Source organism: Streptomyces sp. NPDC046925 (assembly GCF_040644915.1).
Lineage (GTDB): Bacteria > Actinomycetota > Actinomycetes > Streptomycetales > Streptomycetaceae > Streptomyces.
Genome location: NZ_JBEYWZ010000001.1, coordinates 1,444,016 through 1,459,466, shown reverse-complemented (window position 1 = coordinate 1,459,466; position 15,451 = coordinate 1,444,016). Strand labels below are relative to the sequence as shown.

Annotated in this window: 16 protein-coding genes; 4 read left to right on the top strand and 12 right to left on the bottom strand. The window is 71.3% G+C overall.

Going from position 1 to position 15,451, the window contains the following annotated elements; all coding sequences use genetic code 11:
- Nucleotides 1–14: 14 nt before the first annotated feature.
- Genes ABZ906_RS06070 through ABZ906_RS06060 form a run of 3 tightly spaced genes read right to left on the bottom strand, consistent with a single transcriptional unit; the run spans nucleotide 15 to nucleotide 3,731 of the window.
- Nucleotides 15–1,058 carry an ABC transporter permease gene (locus ABZ906_RS06070; protein ID WP_361377884.1) on the bottom strand — a complete coding sequence of 348 codons (1,044 nt, stop codon included), beginning with the start codon at nucleotides 1,056–1,058 and terminating at the stop codon, nucleotides 15–17.
- A complete protein-coding gene (locus ABZ906_RS06065) occupies nucleotides 1,051–2,640 on the bottom strand; it encodes a sugar ABC transporter ATP-binding protein (RefSeq protein ID WP_361377881.1) in 1,590 nt (529 codons plus the stop codon). The genes ABZ906_RS06070 and ABZ906_RS06065 overlap by 8 nt, the downstream gene beginning before the upstream one ends.
- Before the next feature lie 8 nt (nucleotides 2,641–2,648).
- Entirely contained in the window at nucleotides 2,649–3,731 is a 1,083-nt protein-coding gene (locus tag ABZ906_RS06060; RefSeq protein WP_361377878.1) for a sugar ABC transporter substrate-binding protein, read from the bottom strand.
- Between the two features lie 180 nt (nucleotides 3,732–3,911).
- On the opposite strand from ABZ906_RS06060, the gene ABZ906_RS06055 reads away from it, so the two are divergent.
- Entirely contained in the window at nucleotides 3,912–4,613 is a 702-nt protein-coding gene (locus ABZ906_RS06055; protein WP_361377875.1) for a FadR/GntR family transcriptional regulator, read from the top strand.
- A gap of 31 nt (nucleotides 4,614–4,644) precedes the next feature.
- On the opposite strand, the gene ABZ906_RS06050 is transcribed toward ABZ906_RS06055, so the two are convergent.
- Genes ABZ906_RS06050 through ABZ906_RS06040 form a run of 3 tightly spaced genes read right to left on the bottom strand, consistent with a single transcriptional unit; the run spans nucleotide 4,645 to nucleotide 6,928 of the window.
- On the bottom strand, nucleotides 4,645–5,019 hold the full coding sequence (locus ABZ906_RS06050) for a Rid family detoxifying hydrolase (protein WP_361377872.1): 375 nt from the start codon (nucleotides 5,017–5,019) through the stop codon (nucleotides 4,645–4,647).
- Nucleotides 5,016–6,143, bottom strand: coding sequence for an enolase C-terminal domain-like protein (locus ABZ906_RS06045; RefSeq protein WP_361377869.1), 1,128 nt, complete (start codon nucleotides 6,141–6,143; stop codon nucleotides 5,016–5,018). The genes ABZ906_RS06050 and ABZ906_RS06045 overlap by 4 nt, the downstream gene beginning before the upstream one ends.
- A gap of 23 nt (nucleotides 6,144–6,166) precedes the next feature.
- The gene (locus tag ABZ906_RS06040) at nucleotides 6,167–6,928 is read right to left on the bottom strand and encodes a creatininase family protein (protein WP_361377866.1); all 762 of its coding nucleotides are present in this window, start codon (nucleotides 6,926–6,928) and stop codon (nucleotides 6,167–6,169) included.
- Nucleotides 6,929–6,968: 40 nt separating this feature from the next.
- On the opposite strand from ABZ906_RS06040, the gene ABZ906_RS06035 reads away from it, so the two are divergent.
- Entirely contained in the window at nucleotides 6,969–7,928 is a 960-nt protein-coding gene (locus ABZ906_RS06035) for an ROK family protein (protein WP_361377863.1), read from the top strand.
- Nucleotides 7,929–7,948: 20 nt separating this feature from the next.
- On the opposite strand, the gene ABZ906_RS06030 is transcribed toward ABZ906_RS06035, so the two are convergent.
- Genes ABZ906_RS06030 through ABZ906_RS06010 form a run of 5 tightly spaced genes read right to left on the bottom strand, consistent with a single transcriptional unit; the run spans nucleotide 7,949 to nucleotide 12,969 of the window.
- Nucleotides 7,949–8,764, bottom strand: coding sequence for an ATP-binding cassette domain-containing protein (locus ABZ906_RS06030; protein WP_361377860.1), 816 nt, complete (start codon nucleotides 8,762–8,764; stop codon nucleotides 7,949–7,951).
- Complete coding sequence (locus ABZ906_RS06025; protein ID WP_361377857.1) at nucleotides 8,761–9,558, bottom strand: ABC transporter ATP-binding protein; 798 nt, start codon at nucleotides 9,556–9,558, stop codon at nucleotides 8,761–8,763. The genes ABZ906_RS06030 and ABZ906_RS06025 overlap by 4 nt, the downstream gene beginning before the upstream one ends.
- Nucleotides 9,555–10,460, bottom strand: a complete 906-nt coding sequence (locus ABZ906_RS06020; protein ID WP_361378120.1) for an ABC transporter permease — start codon at nucleotides 10,458–10,460, stop codon at nucleotides 9,555–9,557. The genes ABZ906_RS06025 and ABZ906_RS06020 overlap by 4 nt, the downstream gene beginning before the upstream one ends.
- 14 nt (nucleotides 10,461–10,474) lie before the next feature.
- Nucleotides 10,475–11,443 (bottom strand): ABC transporter permease, encoded by a 969-nt coding sequence (locus tag ABZ906_RS06015; RefSeq protein ID WP_361201228.1) that lies wholly within the window; start codon nucleotides 11,441–11,443, stop codon nucleotides 10,475–10,477.
- Nucleotides 11,440–12,969, bottom strand: coding sequence for an ABC transporter substrate-binding protein (locus ABZ906_RS06010; protein ID WP_361377853.1), 1,530 nt, complete (start codon nucleotides 12,967–12,969; stop codon nucleotides 11,440–11,442). The genes ABZ906_RS06015 and ABZ906_RS06010 overlap by 4 nt, the downstream gene beginning before the upstream one ends.
- A 96-nt stretch (nucleotides 12,970–13,065) precedes the next feature.
- Between ABZ906_RS06010 and ABZ906_RS06005 the strand changes: the two genes are divergently transcribed.
- Together ABZ906_RS06005 and ABZ906_RS06000 are read left to right on the top strand one after the other, a co-directional pair.
- Nucleotides 13,066–13,890: an IclR family transcriptional regulator gene (locus ABZ906_RS06005; RefSeq protein WP_361201232.1), complete on the top strand. Its 825-nt coding sequence runs from the start codon at nucleotides 13,066–13,068 to the stop codon at nucleotides 13,888–13,890.
- Nucleotides 13,887–14,963 carry a serine hydrolase domain-containing protein gene (locus ABZ906_RS06000; RefSeq protein WP_361377850.1) on the top strand — a complete coding sequence of 359 codons (1,077 nt, stop codon included), beginning with the start codon at nucleotides 13,887–13,889 and terminating at the stop codon, nucleotides 14,961–14,963. The genes ABZ906_RS06005 and ABZ906_RS06000 overlap by 4 nt, the downstream gene beginning before the upstream one ends.
- 2 nt (nucleotides 14,964–14,965) lie before the next feature.
- Here the strand turns inward: ABZ906_RS06000 and ABZ906_RS05995 are convergent, their stop codons facing one another.
- A complete protein-coding gene (locus ABZ906_RS05995) occupies nucleotides 14,966–15,337 on the bottom strand; it encodes a VOC family protein (RefSeq protein WP_361377847.1) in 372 nt (123 codons plus the stop codon).
- Nucleotides 15,338–15,451 lie beyond the last annotated feature (114 nt).

Here is a 15,451-nt window from a genome sequence, read left to right as displayed (position 1 = left end):
AACCCGAAGCGGGGTCAGTCCTGTGCGCGGCCGGTGGTGACGCGCGCGATCATCAGGGCGACCAGGATGATTCCGCCGTAGATGGCCTGGATCCAGAAGGAAGGCACCTGGGCGAGAGTGAGCAGGTTCTGTACGACGCCGAGCAGCAGGACGCCGGTGAGGGCGCCGAACATGGTGCCCTTGCCGCCGTCGAGGCTGATGCCGCCGATGACCGCGGCCGCGAACACCGTGAAGATCATGTTCTGGCCCTGGTTGGCGTTGATCGCGCCGACGTAGCCGGTCTGCATGAGTCCGCCGACGGCGGCGAGCGTGCCGGCGACGACGAACACGCCGAGCATCACGCGCTCGACGCGGATACCGGCGGCGCGGGCCGCGTCCGCGTTGCCGCCGATCGCGTACAGCGCGCGCCCCACCCGGTGGTACTTGAGGACGAAGCCCGCGACGCCGAAGGCGACGGCGGCCAGCCACACCGAGAGCGGGATGGTCAGGAACGTGGAGGTGGCCAGGGTGTAGAAGGCCTCGGGCATCCCGAAGAGCGTCTTGCCCTTGGTCGCGCCGACGAGCAGTCCGCGCAGGACGATCAGCATGGCCAGCGTGACGATGAACGCGTTGAGTTTGAGCTTGACCACGAGGATGCCGTTGAAGGCGCCGATGACCGCGCCGACGACGAGGATCGCGAGCAGCGCCACCGCGGCGGGCATCTCGGTGCCGAATCCGGCCTGCGCGGCGGGCAGGACGAGCAGCGCGCCGACGGCGGGCGCGATGCCGACGACCGATTCGAGGGACAGGTCGAACTTGCCGGTGATGAGGACGAGCGATTCGGCGAGCACGACCATCGCGAGGGCGGCGGAGGCGCCCAGGATGGAGATGAGGTTGCGCTCCGTGAGGAACGAGTCGTTCACCAGGGTGCCGAGCAGCATCAGGAGCAACAGGGCTGGTACGAGAGCGAGTTCGCGTGCCCGCCGTAGCAGCACGGAGCGCGCCTGGGCGCGGGCGTTATCGGTCTTCGCCGTCAGGTCCGGTGCGGTCGAGGCCGACGGGGCCTTCGTGTCAGCCACGTTCCTTCACTCCTTCTTGCGCTCCTTCGGTTTCTGCCGCACCCGCGTTCTCCCCGACGCCCTCGATCGAAGCGATCAGGTCGTGGTCGGTGAAGCCCGCCGCGTGCTCGGCGACCACCCGGCCGTGGAAGAGGACCAGGACGCGGTCGCAGCGCCGCAGGTCGTCCAGTTCGTCGGAGACGACGAGTACGGCGGTGCCGTCCTCGCGGGCGTTGTCCATGCGGGCGAGCAGTGACTCCTTGGACTTCACGTCCACGCCCGCGGTGGGGTTGATCAGGACGAGGAGCCGGGGGTCGGAGGCGAGCGCCCGGGCCATGACGACCTTCTGGGCGTTGCCGCCGGAGAGGTCGGACACGGGCTGGTCGGGGCCCTCGGCGTGGATGTCGAGGCGGTCGATGAGCTCTTCGGCGAAGCCGCGCTTGCGTTCGGTGCCGACGAAGCCGTACTTGCCGAGCCGGTCGAGCACGGACATCGTGGCGTTGTCGCCGATCGTCATGCCGAAAACCAGGCCCTGGTCGTGCCGGTCACGCGGGACACAGCCGACGCCGGCCCGCAGCGTGGCGGTCACGTCCCCGAACGGCAGTTGCCTGCCGTCGAGTCGGGCGTTTCCGCCGGTCGGCGTGTGCAGGCCCGCGATGGTCTCGGCGAGGTTGATCTTGCCGCTGCCGCTGGATCCGGCGAGGCCGACGACCTCGCCCTTGCGGACGGTCAGGTCGATGTCCGCGTAGGACTCGCTGGTGAGGCCCCTGACATCGAGCATCACCGGGGCGTCGGCGGGCACCTCGGTGCGGGCGACGGACTCCTCGGCGGCCTTCTTCTCCTGAAGGGCCTCCCCCGCCATCGCCTCGACCAGGGCGGCGCGCGGCAGATCGGCCACGGGCGCCGTGGTGATCCAGCGGGCGTCGCGCAGGACGGTGACGGTCTGGCACACCTCGTACACCTCCTGGAGGTGGTGCGAGATGAAGAGGAAGGTGACGCCGGATTCCTGGAGGGTCCGCATGCGGGTGAAGAGGCGCTCGATCTCGCGGTTGTCGAGTTGCGCGGTGGGCTCGTCCAGGACGATGAAGCGCGCCCCGAAGCTGAGCGCCCGCGCGATCTCGACCATCTGCCGGTCCTCGACCTTGAGGTCGGCGGTGCGGGCGTCCGGGTCGACCCGCACGTCCCAGGTGTCGAGCACCTCCGCGGCCCGCGCGCGGAGCCTGCGCCAGCTGATGAAGCCGCCGCGGCCTTCGGGCTGGCGGTTGATGAAGAGGTTCTCGGCGACGGTGAGGTCGGGTACGACGGTGGGCTTCTGGTAGACGCAGGCCACCTTGCGGCGCCAGGCGTCGCGGTCGGCGAGCGGCGGGGCGGGCTCGCCGTCGAAGAGGACGGTGCCCGCGTCCGGGGCCTGGAGGCCGGTGAGGATGGTGACCAGGGTGGACTTGCCCGCGCCGTTGCGGCCGACGAGGGCGTGGGACTCGCCGGGCATGACGGTCAGCCGGCCGTCCTGGAGCGCGACGGTGGGGCCGTACCGCTTGACGATGCCGGTGGCTTCGACGAGTGCGGTCCGCGCCGTCTGCCCCGGCGTGGGGGGCTTGCTCATCGGCGTACTCATTTGACCGTGTTGCCCCACAGCTTGGAGTCGTCGACGTTCTCCTTGGTGACCAGGGGCGCGGGCAGCTGGTCCTCGAGTATGCCGCTGGGCAGCTTCACGATGGTGGAGTCGTGGTCGGTCTTGCCGGGCTTGAACTTCTTTCCGTTCATCGCGGCCTTGATGTAGTACATCCCGTACTTGGCGTACGCGTCGGCGGGCTGCGAGACGGTGGCGTCGATCTGGCCCTTGCGGATGGCGTCGAACTCCTGCGGGATGCCGTCGTTCGAGATGACCGTGATGTGGCCCTTCTCGCCGGCCTTCTTCAGCATTCCCTTGGACTTCAGGGTCTGCAGGGTGGGCGCGAGATAGACGCCGCCCGCCTGCATGTAGATGCCCTTGATGTCGGGGTTGGAGTTGAGCAGCGTGTCCAGCTTGGAGGCGGCCGTGTCGGACTCCCACTTGGCGGGGATCTCCAGGACCTTGAGCTTCGGGTACTTCTTCTTCACGCAGGTGCGGAACGCCTCGGAGCGCTCGCGGCCGTTGACGGAGGCGAGGTCTCCCATGATCTGGACGACCTTGCCGGTCTTGACCTGGTCGCCGAGGTAGTCACAGGCCTTCTCGCCGTACGCGACGTTGTTGGCGCGCACCACCATCGCGACCTTGCCCTTCTCGGGGGCGACGTCGACGGCGACCACGGGCACGCCCTTGCGCTCGGCCTGGTCGAGACCGGCGGAGATCGCGGCGCTGTCGAGGGGCGCGACGACGAGCCCCTTGACCCCCTGGTTGAGCTGGTTGTTGATGTCGGTGATCTGCTGCGAGGGGTCGCTGTTGGAGTTGACCGTCTTGTTCGTGTCGACGTCCTCGGACTTCGCCATCTTCGGCACGTAGTCGTTGTACGACTGCCAGAACGGCGAGGTCAGCAGGGGCAGGATCACCCCGACCTTGCCCTCGCCGCCCTCACCGCCCGCGGGGGCCGCGTTGTCCGTCGTACTGCCACATGCCGTGAGCACGAGGGACGCGCAGGCCGCCGCGGCGGCGATCCGCGCCGCCCGCGAAGTCCCCGCCCTGCTGGACCTGTTGCGCACTGTTCTGCCGGCCATCTGACGGCTCCTCATCGAAGGTGATGCGAACGTGGATCGGGCGACTGATGGCGAATATTTATCAGACCACTTGGCGCTCACAACACCCTCCGTCGCCAAGTTTTCCTGTTTTCAGGCCGTAGTGGTCCGACCACATCTCTGGTTAGACTGCGGCGCACTCGGCTAGTGGAGGAGCGTCACGTGGACCAGACCGCCCCGCAGAAGGGCACCGTGACCGGGCGGGCCATCGAGCAGATCAAGGCGATGATCGGCGAGGGCCGCCTGGAGCCGGGCGAACGCCTGCCCACGGAACGCGACTTGGCGACGCAGCTGGGCATCTCGCGCAGCTCCATGCGGGAGGCGATCCGCGCCCTCACGGTGATGGGCGTCCTGGAGGCCCGGCACGGCTCGGGCATCTACGTCACGCAGCTGGAGGCCGGGGATCTCCTGGAAACCTTCGGCGTCGTGGCCGACCTGTCCCGCGGCCCGCGCCTGGTGGAACTCCTCGAGGTGCGCAGGGTCCTCGAATCCACGGCGACAGCGCTGGCGGCGGCCCGCATCACGCCCGATCAACTGGCCGACGTGGAAAAACACTTGGAGGCCATGAACGCCACGGACGACCCGGAGGAGATCCTCTCCCACGACCTGGCGTTCCACCGCACGATCGCCTTCGCGGCGGGCAACGACACGATGGCGGCCATCCTGGAAGGCCTCTCCTCACGCACCTTCCGCGCCCGGGTATGGCGCGGCTACCAGGAAGAAGACGCCTTCGAACGCACCCGCCGCGAACACGCCCGCATCCACCGCGCCCTGGTGGCCCGCGACCCGGAGGCGGCCAGGGCCGCGGCGGCGGCACACGTGGGAGAGGTGGAGGAGTGGCTGCGGGCGCAGCTGGACGGGTAGGGCCCGTCCGAAGCCGCGCCCGGCGGTGGGATCAGGACCGGCGTACCGCCACCACGTCGATCTCCACGAGGATGTCCATCAGGTCCGAACCGACCGTCGTACGGGCCGGGTAGGGCGCCGCGAAGAAGTGCTCGTAGGCCTCGTTGAACTCCTCGAAGTCCCGGTGCAGGTGTTGCAGGTGGACCGTTGTCTTCACTACGTCCGCCAGGGTCAGGCCCCGGGCCTCGAGTACTGCCTCGACGTTGCGCAGGACCCGGGTCGTCTGGGCGCCCACCGTGTCGGCGACGGCGCCCGTGGCCGGGTCCTGGGGGCCGAAGCCCGCCGTCCAGACGAAGCCGGCGGCCTCGATGCCCTGGCTGTAGGCGCCCGCGGGACGCGGGGCTGCGGCGGTGTGGATCTCGGTCATCCGGTCAGGTCTCCCTCGCGGTCGTTCACGGCGGCGTAGTGGCGGAGTTTGTCCTCGTCGACGCTCACGCCGAGGCCGGGGCCCTGCGGCACCGTGAGGCTGCCCTCGTTCAGGTCGAGGGGCTCGATGATGTCGTCGGCGTGGAGGTAGTACATGGAGTCGATGGCCCGGTTGAGGACCGGGGTGCTGGCCACCACCGCCAGATGCGCCGCCGTGGCGATGCCCAGTTCGCCGCCGCTGTGCAGGTTCATGCCGAGGCCGAAGGTCTCGCAGTGCGCGGCAAGGGCCTTGGTCGGTGCGATGCCGCCCCACTTGTAGACGTCACCGTGGATGATGTCGACGGCCCGCAGCCGCATCGCCGGTGCGAAGTCCTCGAAGCGGACCACGCACATGTTGGTGCACAGCGGGATACGGACCTGCGCGTGGACCTGGCTCATGCCCTCGATCCCGACGCAGGGGTCCTCCAGGTATTCGAGGTTCAGGTCCTCCAGGGCCCGGCCCGCGCTCACCGTGTCCGGCACCGACCAGGCCGCGTTCGGGTCGACCCGCAGTTTGACGGCGGGCAGTGCCGCGCGGATGGCCCGCAGGATCCGCACGTCGCCGTCGATGTCCGTCGTGCCCTTCAGCTTCACCGCCCGGAAGCCGCCCTCGGAGACGACCTTGACGGCGTGCTCGGCCAGCGCCGGGCCGAGCGCCTCACCGGTCGCGCCCCCCGCGTCGGCCCGCGTGATCAGCGCCGTCAGCGGCACCTGGTCGCGCACCGCCCCGCCCAGGAGCTCGGTCACCGAGTGTCCGCTGGCCTTGCCCATCAGGTCCCAGCAGGCCACGTCGAGGGCGGCGATGGCGGCGTAGCCGAGGTAGCCGTGGAAGAACGGCACCATGTGCTGCTTGCGGTGGAAGGCCTCCAGGGCGAAGGGGCTGGTGCCTATGAGGTCCTGGGCGAGCTTGCGGACGAGCGCGGCGACGGGCTGCCCCCACATCGTCTCGCCCCAGCCGACCAGACCGTCGTCGGTACGGATCCGCACCACGGTGCGGGTCTCGCCGGTCTTGGTCTCGAAGGAGCTGGTGAACGGGTTGGTCAGGGGCAGGTTGACGACCTGCACATCGACATCGGTGATCTTCATGGTTCTCCTTGCTACGTGATCGTTCACTTGCTCCCCGACCGGGTCGCCGCGTCGAAGGCGCGGATCGCCTGCGCCAGCTGCGCCGCCCGCGCGTCGAGCAGCCGCTCGCCCCGCTCCCCGTCGGCGCCGGAGGGGTCGTCGGTGGCCCCGCCGACCCGCTCCCACTCCCCGTACCGCTCGACGCTCAGGCCGGGGTGCGGCGGCCGGTCGAACAGGGGCGGCGGCTGCACCGGCTCCCGCACCGGCAGCGGGGTCCTCACCAGGTCCGGGTGCGCGGCCAGCATCAGGGAGGTCTCGAACCAGCCCGCATGGCCCGGCGTCACCTCGGGGCGCCCCGCTTCGTCGCCCTCGCCGAGGCTCCAGTACGAGCAGGCGGCCAGGGCGACGTCCGTGTGCAGGGCGAACTCCTTGATGGCCAGGCGCATCACCTCGTCGTTGCCGCCATGACCGTTGACGATCATGATGCGGTCGAATCCGCTGCGGCTCAGGGAGCTCAGGATGTCGCCGAGCACCGCGCCGAGGGTCGCCGCCGACAGCGAGACCGCGGCGGCGAAGAGGTGGTGCGGGCTGTGGCCGTACGGCAGTACGGGCAGCCGTACGACCTGTGGTCCGTCATCCGCGAGCAGCGCTGCCGCGCGGTCCGTGACGGCGCTCGCGAGCAGGGTGTCCGTGCCCATCGGCAGATGCTCGGCGTGCTGTTCCTGGGAGCCGATGGGCAGCAGCGCGATGCCGCCGCGCCCCGCCTCCCGTGTCTGGCGCCAGGTGAGCTCGGTCAGGTCAAGCACCGGTCTGTCTCCTCGGATCGTGCCGTGGCAGAGTCTGCGCATGGCTGTTGAACGTCCCCCGCTGCGCCTCGTCCCCGACCCGGCGCCGCGGCCACCCGCCCCGCGCCCGGCCCTCGGCGCGGTGGAGGTGCTGCCCGGAGTCGTCCGGGCGGCCCTGGTCTCGCGTGCGGGCAAGCTGCTGCACCGCACCGAGACGGCCTTCGACGCGAGCGGCCCGCGCAGTTGCGTGGACGGCGCCCTGCGGGAAGCGGCCGGGGCGTGCTTCGCCGGACCCGGCCGGACGCCGGACGGCATCGGGGTGGCCGCGGCGGGCCTGGTGGACCCGGAGACGGGGACCGTCCTGGAGGCCAACGACGTTCCCGCTCTGCACGGCTACCCGGTGGCGGCCGTGCTGCGCGACCTGGTCGGCGTGCCCGTCCATGTCGAGCACCGGGCCCGGCTTCAGGTCCTGGGCGACCGCTGGTTCGGGGCGGGCCGCGGTCGCCGTACCTTCGCCTCGGTGTCGACCGGGGAAGTGCTGGGGGTCGGCATTCTCTACGAGGGCGCGGTACTCGCCCCGCACGGCGGCCGCAGCGGCGCCCATATGACGGTGGCGGCCAGTGGCGAGACCTGCACCTGCGGGGCGCGCGGCTGCTGGAAGACCATGGCGACCACCCGCTGGCTGCGGCAGCGGGCGCGGTCGGCGGGCCTGGCCGGGGTGGAGTCCCTCGCGGACCTCGCGGGCCGGACCGACAGCGCGGCCCGTGCGCTCGTCGAGGAGTACGCGGACAATCTCGCCCTCGGCCTGGTCAACGTGCAGCAGCTCTTCGCGCCGGGCCTGTTCGTGCTGCACGGCGAGGCCCGCGAGGGCGGTGAGCCCTTCCGGGCCCGCATCGAGGAGCGGCTGCGGCGCGACACCGCCTGGTCGACCGCCGAGCCGCCGCGCGCCCTGCTCGGTGAGGTGGGCCCGGACGACGTGGCGCTGCTCGGCGGCGCCGGTCTTGTCCTGACCCACGCGTAGCCCCGCCCGCACCGCTCCCCTCACCGGGCCCTCGCGGTCCGCCGGGTGCGGTAGCCGTCGGGGCGTGGCACCGCGGCGAGCAGCTCCCTCGTATAGGGGTGCTGCGGGTGTTTGAGGACGGCGTCCGCGGTGCCGGTCTCGACGATCCGGCCGTGGCGCATGACGGCCACGCGGTCGGCGACCTGCTGGACGACGGCCAGATTGTGCGAGACGAACACATAGGTGAGGCCGAGGCGCTGCTGCAGGTCGGTCAGCAGGTCAAGGACCTGGGCCTGCACGGACACGTCGAGTGCGCTGGTCGGTTCGTCGAGGACCACGAGGCGCGGCTCGGGCGCGAGGGCACGGGCGATGGAGATGCGCTGGCGCTGGCCGCCGGAGAACTCGTGCGGGAAGCGGTCCTGCAGTTCCGCGTCGAGGCCGACCCGGGTCAGGAGCTCCCCCGCCCGCTCCCGCAGCCGGGCCCGGCCCCGCCGGCCCCGGTAGGAGGCGTCGTGGGTGACGAGGGGTTCGCCGATGATGTCGGTGACGCGCAGGCGCGGGTTCATGCTGGAGTACGGGTCCTGGAGCACCACCTGCATGTGGGCGCGCATCCGGCGCAGTTCGGCGGCGGGAAGTCCGGCCAGGTCGCGGCCCTCGAAGCGGACGCTGCCCGCGGTCGGTTCGGTGAGCGCGAGGAGGAGCCGGGTCAGGGTGGTCTTGCCGGATCCGGACTCGCCGACCAGGGCGAGCGTCTCGCCCTCGGTGACGGTCAGCGAGACGTCGTCGACGGCGACGGTCACTCCGTCCCCGGTGCCGAACTCCTTGCGCAGTCCGGTCAGTTCGAGCAGCGTCGTCATGCCGACTCCAGTCGGGGGGTCGCGGCGAGCAGGCGCCGGGTGTAGTCCTGCTGCGGGTCCTCGAAGACATCGGCGACGTGGCCGCTCTCCACGACCCGGCCGCGGTGCATGACCACGACCCGGTCGGCCGTCTCGGCCACCACGCCCAGGTCGTGGGTGATCAGTACGACGGCCATGCCGTGCCGCTCGCGCAGTTCGTCGAGGAGTTCGAGGATCTGGCGCTGCACGGTCACGTCGAGGGCGGTGGTCGGCTCGTCGGCGATGAGGACCCGGGGCCGTCCGACGAGCGCGGTCGCGATCATCACGCGTTGGCGCAGGCCGCCGGAGAGTTCGTGCGGGTACTGGCGGGCGCGGCGCCCGGGCTCGGGGATGCCCACCTCGCCGAGCGCGCGCACGGCCTCCTCGCGGGCCTCGGCGCGGGAGGCGCCCCGGTGCCGCCGGAGCACCTCGGCGACCTGGTGGCCGACCCGTTGCAGCGGGTCGAGGCTGGTCATCGGGTCCTGGAAGATCATGGCGATGTCGTTGCCGCGGACGGACCGCAGCTCCTTCTCCGGCAGGGCGAGCAGATCGCGGCCGTCGAGGCGGATCTCGCCGCCGGTGTAGACGCACGGCGGTTCGGGGTTGAGCCGGAGCACGGAGAGCAGGGTGGCGGACTTGCCGCTGCCCGACTCGCCGACCACGGCCAGGGTCTCGCCCGCGTGCAGGTCGAGGCTGACGCCGCGCACGGCGTGCACCGGGCCAGGGCCGAGCCGGAAGTCGACGGACAGGTCCTTGATCTGGAGGAGTGGGGTCATCGGCGGTACGCCTTCGGGTCTGCGACGTCCCGCAGGGCGTCACCGGTGATGTTGATGGACAGCGAGGTGAGCATCAGGGCGAGTCCGGGGAACACGGCGATCCACCAGGCGGTGCCGAGGTAGAGCTGGCCGTCGGCGAGCATCGCGCCCCAGGTGACGGTCTCCTTGGGGACGCCGAGCCCCAGATAGCTGAGCGAGGCCTCGGCGACGATGGCGGCGGCGATGTGCAGGGTGCCGATGGTCGCGAGGGGCGCCATCACGTTGGGCAGGAGGTGGCGGCGCAGGATGGTGAGGTCGCGTACGCCGGTGGCGCGGGCCTGGGTGATGTAGTCGCGCGAGCGCAGGGAGAGCACCTCGGCGCGCACCACCCGGGCGTACGAGACCCAGCCGGTGAAGCCGAGGACGAGCACCACGTTCCACAGGCCCGAGCCCAGGAAGCCGACGATGGCGAGCGCAAGGAGCAGTGAGGGGAAGGCCAGTTGGATGTCGGCGGCCCGCATCAGGAGCCGGTCGAAGCGGCCGCCGCGGTATCCGGCGAAGAGGCCGCAGGCGGCGCCCGCGACTCCGGCGAGCAGGGCCGCGCCGACGCCGACGAGCAGCGAGATGCGCGAGCCGTAGATCACGCGGGAGAGCAGGTCGCGGCCGAGCTGGTCGGTGCCGAGGGGGTGGCTTCCGCTGCCGCCGTCCTGCCAGGCGGGCGGCTTGAGCCGGACGAGGAGGTTCTGGGCGGCCGGGTCGTGGGGTGCGAGCAGCGGGGCGAACACCGCGGCGAGCACCATCAGGGCGAGGACGCCGAGTGCGACGGCGGCCAGGCGGTTGCGCAGCAGCGTACGCAGGGCGGCGGATCGTATGAGGGGTGTCCTCGCGGGCGGCAGGGGTGCGGCAGCCGTCTCGTCGGACATCTGAGGGGTAGTGGTCATCGCTGGGCCCGCACTCTCGGGTCGAGGAGGCTGTAGGACAGGTCGACGAGCAGATTGACGAGGACGAAGGCCGCCGCGAAGAAGAGGACCGCCGCCTGCACCATCGGGAAGTCGCGGTGCGAGATGGCCTCGACGGTGAGCCGTCCGATGCCGGGCCAGGAGAAGACCTGCTCGGTGAGGATGGCGCCGCCGAGCAGTCCGCCGAACTCCAGGCCGATGACGGTGACGGTCGGCAGGGCCGCGTTGCGCAGTCCGTGGGCGAGGACCACCTTGCCGGGGCTGAGGCCCTTGGCGCGTGAGGTGCGGATGTGGTCGGAGCCGAGCACGTCGATGAGGGAGGAGCGCAGCAGTCTGGCGATCACGGCGACCGAGTAGACGGACAGGGTGACGGCGGGAAGCACCAGGTGGGCGAAGGTGCCGTAGCCGGACGCGGGCAGCGCCTTGAGCTGTACGGAGAAGACCAGGATGAGCAGGATGCCGATCCAGAAGGGCGGTGTCGACTGGCCGAGCAGGACGGCGGTCATCACGGAGGTGTCCCCGGCACGGCCGCGTCGCATCGCCGCGTAGATCCCGGCGGGCACCGCCACCAGGAGCGTGATCACCATGGCGCCGAGCGCGAGTTGGAGGGTGGCGGGCAGTCGCTCCGCGAGCACCTCAGCGACCGGTCGGCCGTGGACGAGCGAGTCGCCGAGGTCGAAGTGGAGCAGGCCCCACAGGTAGTCGCCGTACTGCGCGATCAGCGGCTGGTCGAGGCCGAGTTGCGCGCGCAGGGTGTCTTCCTGCGCCCGGGTGGCGTCGGGCGGAAGGAGCTGTGTGACCGGGTCGCCGGAGAGCCGTACGAGGAGGAAGGCGATGGTGGCGACGGCGAACAGGACGCCGAGGGCGGTGCCCAGGCGTGCCGCGATCTGCCGCAGCAGGGGTGGCACGGCCGCTGTCCGGCTCGTCACGGCCGCGGTCCGGCTCATCGGGAAACCTCCGCGCTCTCCATGGCCAGAGCGCCGTTGACGATGGGGGTCCACTGGGCGCGGGTGGTGCGCGCCAGGATGATGTCCTGCTGGTAGAGCGGCACGAACGGCGCCTCGTCGAGCATGAGTCGCTGCAGCTCGGAGAAGGCCTTGGTGCGCTCCTTCGGGCTGACGGACAGCTCCTCGCGGTCGATGAGATGGTCGGCGCGCTCGGATTTCCAGCGGCTCTGGCGCCGGTCGCTGCGCACGATGGACTGGAGCATGCTGCTGCCGTCGAGCGTCCATACGGAGCTCGCGGCGAGGTACAGCGGTCCGAGCGCGTGCCGGTTCTTCGAGGTGAGGCGCGAGGAGAAGGTGCCGGGGTCGAGGAGTTCGACGCGGGCGCGGATGCCGACCCTGGCGAGCAGTCCGGATATGGCCTCGGCTACCTGGGCGTCGGTGTTGGAGGCGGTGAGGGTGGTGGAGAGGCCGTCGGGGTGTCCCGCGTCGGCGAGGAGTCTGCGGGCCGTGCGCAGGGAACGGCGGTAGGGCCGCAGTGTTTCGTCGAACCCGAAGGTGCCGTGCGGGATCATCGCGGGCACCTCGCGGGCCTTCCCGTCGAGTACGGCGTCGATGAGCAGGGGCACGTCAACGGCGTGGTTGAGTGCCTGGCGCACCCTGCGGTCGCGCAGCGAGCCGACCTGCGTGTCGAGGTTGAGGTAGGCGGTCCTGGTGCCGGGGTGGTTCTCCAGCTCCACGCCCCCGTATCCGGAGAGCTGCCGTGCGGCGTCCGGGGTGAGCCCGGTGACCAGGTCCACCTCGCCGCTCTGGAGGGCCGCGAGCGCGGAGGCGGGGTTGGGCAGCGGCGTGAAGACGAGTTCTTCGACGTCCGGTGTGCCGTGGAAGTGCCCGGTGTTGCGCCGCATCTTCAGTTCGCGGTCACGCCGCCAACTGGTGAAGCGGAAGGGGCCGGTGCCGACGGGACGGCGGGCGAAGTCCTCGTCGCCGACCTTCGCGATGTGCCGGGGCGGGACGACGACGCCGCCGAACAGCGAGAGCTTGGCGGGCAGGATCGGGTCGTGCTGGCTGGTGTGGATGTCCACGGTGTGCGCGTCGACGACGGACACGCGCTTCACGTAGCGCAGTTCGACGATCGGCGAGCGGGTCGCCGGATCGAGGATCCGCTCGATGCTGAACTTGACGGCCGCCGCGTCGCAGGGCTCGCCGTTGTGGAAGCGCACGCCCCGGCGCAGCGTGAAGCGCCAGGTGTTCTCGGAGCGTGCCGACCAGGAGAGCGCGAGGCGGGGCGCGAGCCGGCCATGGGCGTCCCGTGCGGTCAGGGTGTCGAAGATGTTGATCAGGACGTTCATGGTGATCATGTCGCCCTGTTTGTGCGGATCGAGGGTCGAGGGGTCCTCGGCCTGCGCCACCCGAAGGACCCCGCCCCGCACCCCGCCGGCCCCGGCGCCGCAGCCGGTGAGCGCCATGGGAACGGCGAGAGCGGGAACGGCAACTGCTCCCAGCCGTAGGGCTCTACGACGTGACATACCTGGATGGGTCACGCGCCACGCACCCTTTCAATGTTCCATCGAACAGTACGATCGTTCCGTTCACCGGAACGCGGTTGGGTTAAGCTAAGCGACATGACGAAGGCGGTCAACACCCGGATCACCACCGCGGCGGACACCCCGGCCGGCGCCAAGGGCCCTGTCGACAAGGCCCTCGAGGTCCTCGACGCGCTCGTGCGCCCGGACGGCCCGCACCGGCTCGCGGACCTCGCGGCGTATACGGGGCTGCCCAAGCCCACGGTGCACCGGCTGCTCGGCACGCTCGCCGACAACGGCTACGCGGTCGCGCTGCCGGGCGGCAGATACCGCGCGGGGCCGCGGCTGCTCGGCCTCGCGGCGACCGCGCTCGCCGACAGCCCCGAACTGCGCCTGGCCAGGCCCGTCCTGGCCGATCTGCGGCTGCGTACGGGACATGTGGCGCACTACTCGGTACGCGACGCGGACACCGCCGTTCACCTGGCCCAGTCAGAGGCGGCGGACACCTACCGGCTCGGCGTACGGGCCGGCGGCACGGTCCCGCTGCACTGCAGCGCCGCGGGTCTGGCGATCCTCTCCGCCCTGCCGGAGGAGGAGGCCGCGCAGATCCTCGGCACGGCGGCCCTTCCGGCCAGGACACCGCAGACGGTCACCGATCCGGCGGCCGTCCTCGCGGCGCTGGCCACCGTCCGCGCACAGGGGTACGCCCTGGACGACGAGTGCACCGAACCGGATGTGCGGGGTGTGGCGGCGCCGGTCCTCGGGGCGGACGGCCGCCCGGTGGGCGCGGTGGGCATCGTCGGCCCGACCTTCACGCTCGACGCGGAGAGCGTGGCCCTGTTCGGCCCCATGGTGCGTGCGGCCGCGGGCCTCGTCTCGTCCTCGTCCGGCGGGAGTTCACTGCTCGGGCTGGTACGCGAATGAGCGCGCCCCCCGATCTCCGCGACCTGCTCGACGAGGCCCGGCGGCACAAGCTCTTCTCGGCCGCGGCCTGGTCCACCGGCACCGCTGACGGCATCCTCGACTCCGGCCACCTGGGCACCCGCCGCTGGGACGGCCCCGAGCTGGACGGCACCGAGCTGTGGGATCTGGCCTCGGTGACGAAACCCGTGGTGGGCCTGGCGGTGCTCGCCCTGGCCGAGCGCGGCGCGCTGTCCCTCACGGACCCGCTGGAGGACCTGCTGCCCGACTACCGCGGCACGGACAAGGCCCGGATCACCGTCGGCCAGCTCCTCGCGCACACCTCGGGCCTGCCGGGCAGTACGCCGCTCTACCGCGACCACCCCACCCGCCGGGAACTCCTCGACGGCGTGCGCGCGCTTCCCCTCGCGACGCGCCCCGGCACGGCTGTCTGGTACTCGTCGGCCGGATTCATCCTGCTCGGCCTGCTCGCCGAGGTCGCGGGCGGACAGCCCCTGGACATCCTCGTCACCCAACTGGTCGCCGAACCGCTGGGGTTGACCGGGCTGGCCTTCGCCCCGCGCGGCGAGGGCCGGGAGCACGCCGTATCGACGGAGCACTGCGACTGGCGCGGTCACGTGGTGACGGGCGAGGTGCACGACGAGAACGCCGTCGTCCTCGGCGGCATCGCGGGCCACGCCGGACTCTTCGCCCCGCTCGGCGACCTCGAACGCCTGGGGACAGCCCTGGTCAGGGGCGGCGACGGACTCCTGGGCCCCGCCGCCTACACGCAGATGACGAAGTGTCACACCGAAGGACTCAACCTGCGCCGCTGCCTCGGCTGGCAGGGACAGGACCCGGTCGCCTCACCGGTCGGCGGCGCGATGGGCGCCGATTCGTACGGCCACACGGGCTTCACCGGCACCAGCCTCTGGGTGGACCCGGCCGCTGGACGCTTCCACGTCCTGCTCACGAACCGGGTGCACCCGCGCCGCGACGGCAGACGCTTCCCCGCCGTCCGCCGCGCGTTCCACCACCGGGCGGCCCGCCTCAGCGCCTCCCCTCAGCCGCGGTCTTGGTCTTGGTCTCAGCCTTAGCCTTAGCCGATGAGGGTCTGCTTGGGCCGGACCACGCAGAACTCGTTCCCCTCGGGGTCGGCAAGGACGGTCCAGGACTCCTCACCGCTCTGCCCGACCTCCGCCCGGCGGGCACCGAGCGCGAGCAGCCGCTCGATCTCGGCGTCCCGTTCCTCCGCGGGGGCCGTCAGATCGAAGTGCAGCCGGTTCTTCACGGCCTTGCGATCGGTCACCGGCATGAAGCAGATCCCCACCGGCGCGTTCACCTCCGGCCCGATCACGACCTCCCGCTCCCGCTCGGACAGAATCCGCCAGCCCAGCGCCTCGGCCCAGAACCGGGCCAGGGCGGGCAAGTCATGGGCGTCGATGACGATGTGATGCAGCGAGACAGGCATGCCGGTCAGTGTGCCGGGTGCCTGCCCGGGGTGCTACACAGGCCCCCCGCACTGTCCGAGCAGAGCGATAGCGTCAGCGCATGTCGAGTCCAGCAGCGGCAGCAAAGGCAAAGG

What these genes read in the sequence shown, in the direction of transcription:
- ABZ906_RS06065 (WP_361377881.1), bottom strand. Translation starts at nt 2,640, where the DNA reads ATGAGCAAGCCCCCCACGCCGGGGCAGACGGCGCGGACCGCACTCGTC.
- ABZ906_RS06060 (WP_361377878.1), bottom strand. Translation starts at nt 3,731, where the DNA reads ATGGCCGGCAGAACAGTGCGCAACAGGTCCAGCAGGGCGGGGACTTCG.
- ABZ906_RS06050 (WP_361377872.1), bottom strand. Translation starts at nt 5,019, where the DNA reads ATGACCGAGATCCACACCGCCGCAGCCCCGCGTCCCGCGGGCGCCTAC.
- ABZ906_RS06045 (WP_361377869.1), bottom strand. Translation starts at nt 6,143, where the DNA reads ATGAAGATCACCGATGTCGATGTGCAGGTCGTCAACCTGCCCCTGACC.
- ABZ906_RS06035 (WP_361377863.1), top strand. Translation starts at nt 6,969, where the DNA reads ATGGCTGTTGAACGTCCCCCGCTGCGCCTCGTCCCCGACCCGGCGCCG.
- ABZ906_RS06030 (WP_361377860.1), bottom strand. Translation starts at nt 8,764, where the DNA reads ATGACGACGCTGCTCGAACTGACCGGACTGCGCAAGGAGTTCGGCACC.
- ABZ906_RS06025 (WP_361377857.1), bottom strand. Translation starts at nt 9,558, where the DNA reads ATGACCCCACTCCTCCAGATCAAGGACCTGTCCGTCGACTTCCGGCTC.
- ABZ906_RS06020 (WP_361378120.1), bottom strand. Translation starts at nt 10,460, where the DNA reads ATGTCCGACGAGACGGCTGCCGCACCCCTGCCGCCCGCGAGGACACCC.
- ABZ906_RS06015 (WP_361201228.1), bottom strand. Translation starts at nt 11,443, where the DNA reads ATGAGCCGGACCGCGGCCGTGACGAGCCGGACAGCGGCCGTGCCACCC.
- ABZ906_RS06010 (WP_361377853.1), bottom strand. Translation starts at nt 12,969, where the DNA reads ATGTCACGTCGTAGAGCCCTACGGCTGGGAGCAGTTGCCGTTCCCGCT.
- ABZ906_RS06005 (WP_361201232.1), top strand. Translation starts at nt 13,066, where the DNA reads ATGACGAAGGCGGTCAACACCCGGATCACCACCGCGGCGGACACCCCG.
- ABZ906_RS06000 (WP_361377850.1), top strand. Translation starts at nt 13,887, where the DNA reads ATGAGCGCGCCCCCCGATCTCCGCGACCTGCTCGACGAGGCCCGGCGG.
- ABZ906_RS05995 (WP_361377847.1), bottom strand. Translation starts at nt 15,337, where the DNA reads ATGCCTGTCTCGCTGCATCACATCGTCATCGACGCCCATGACTTGCCC.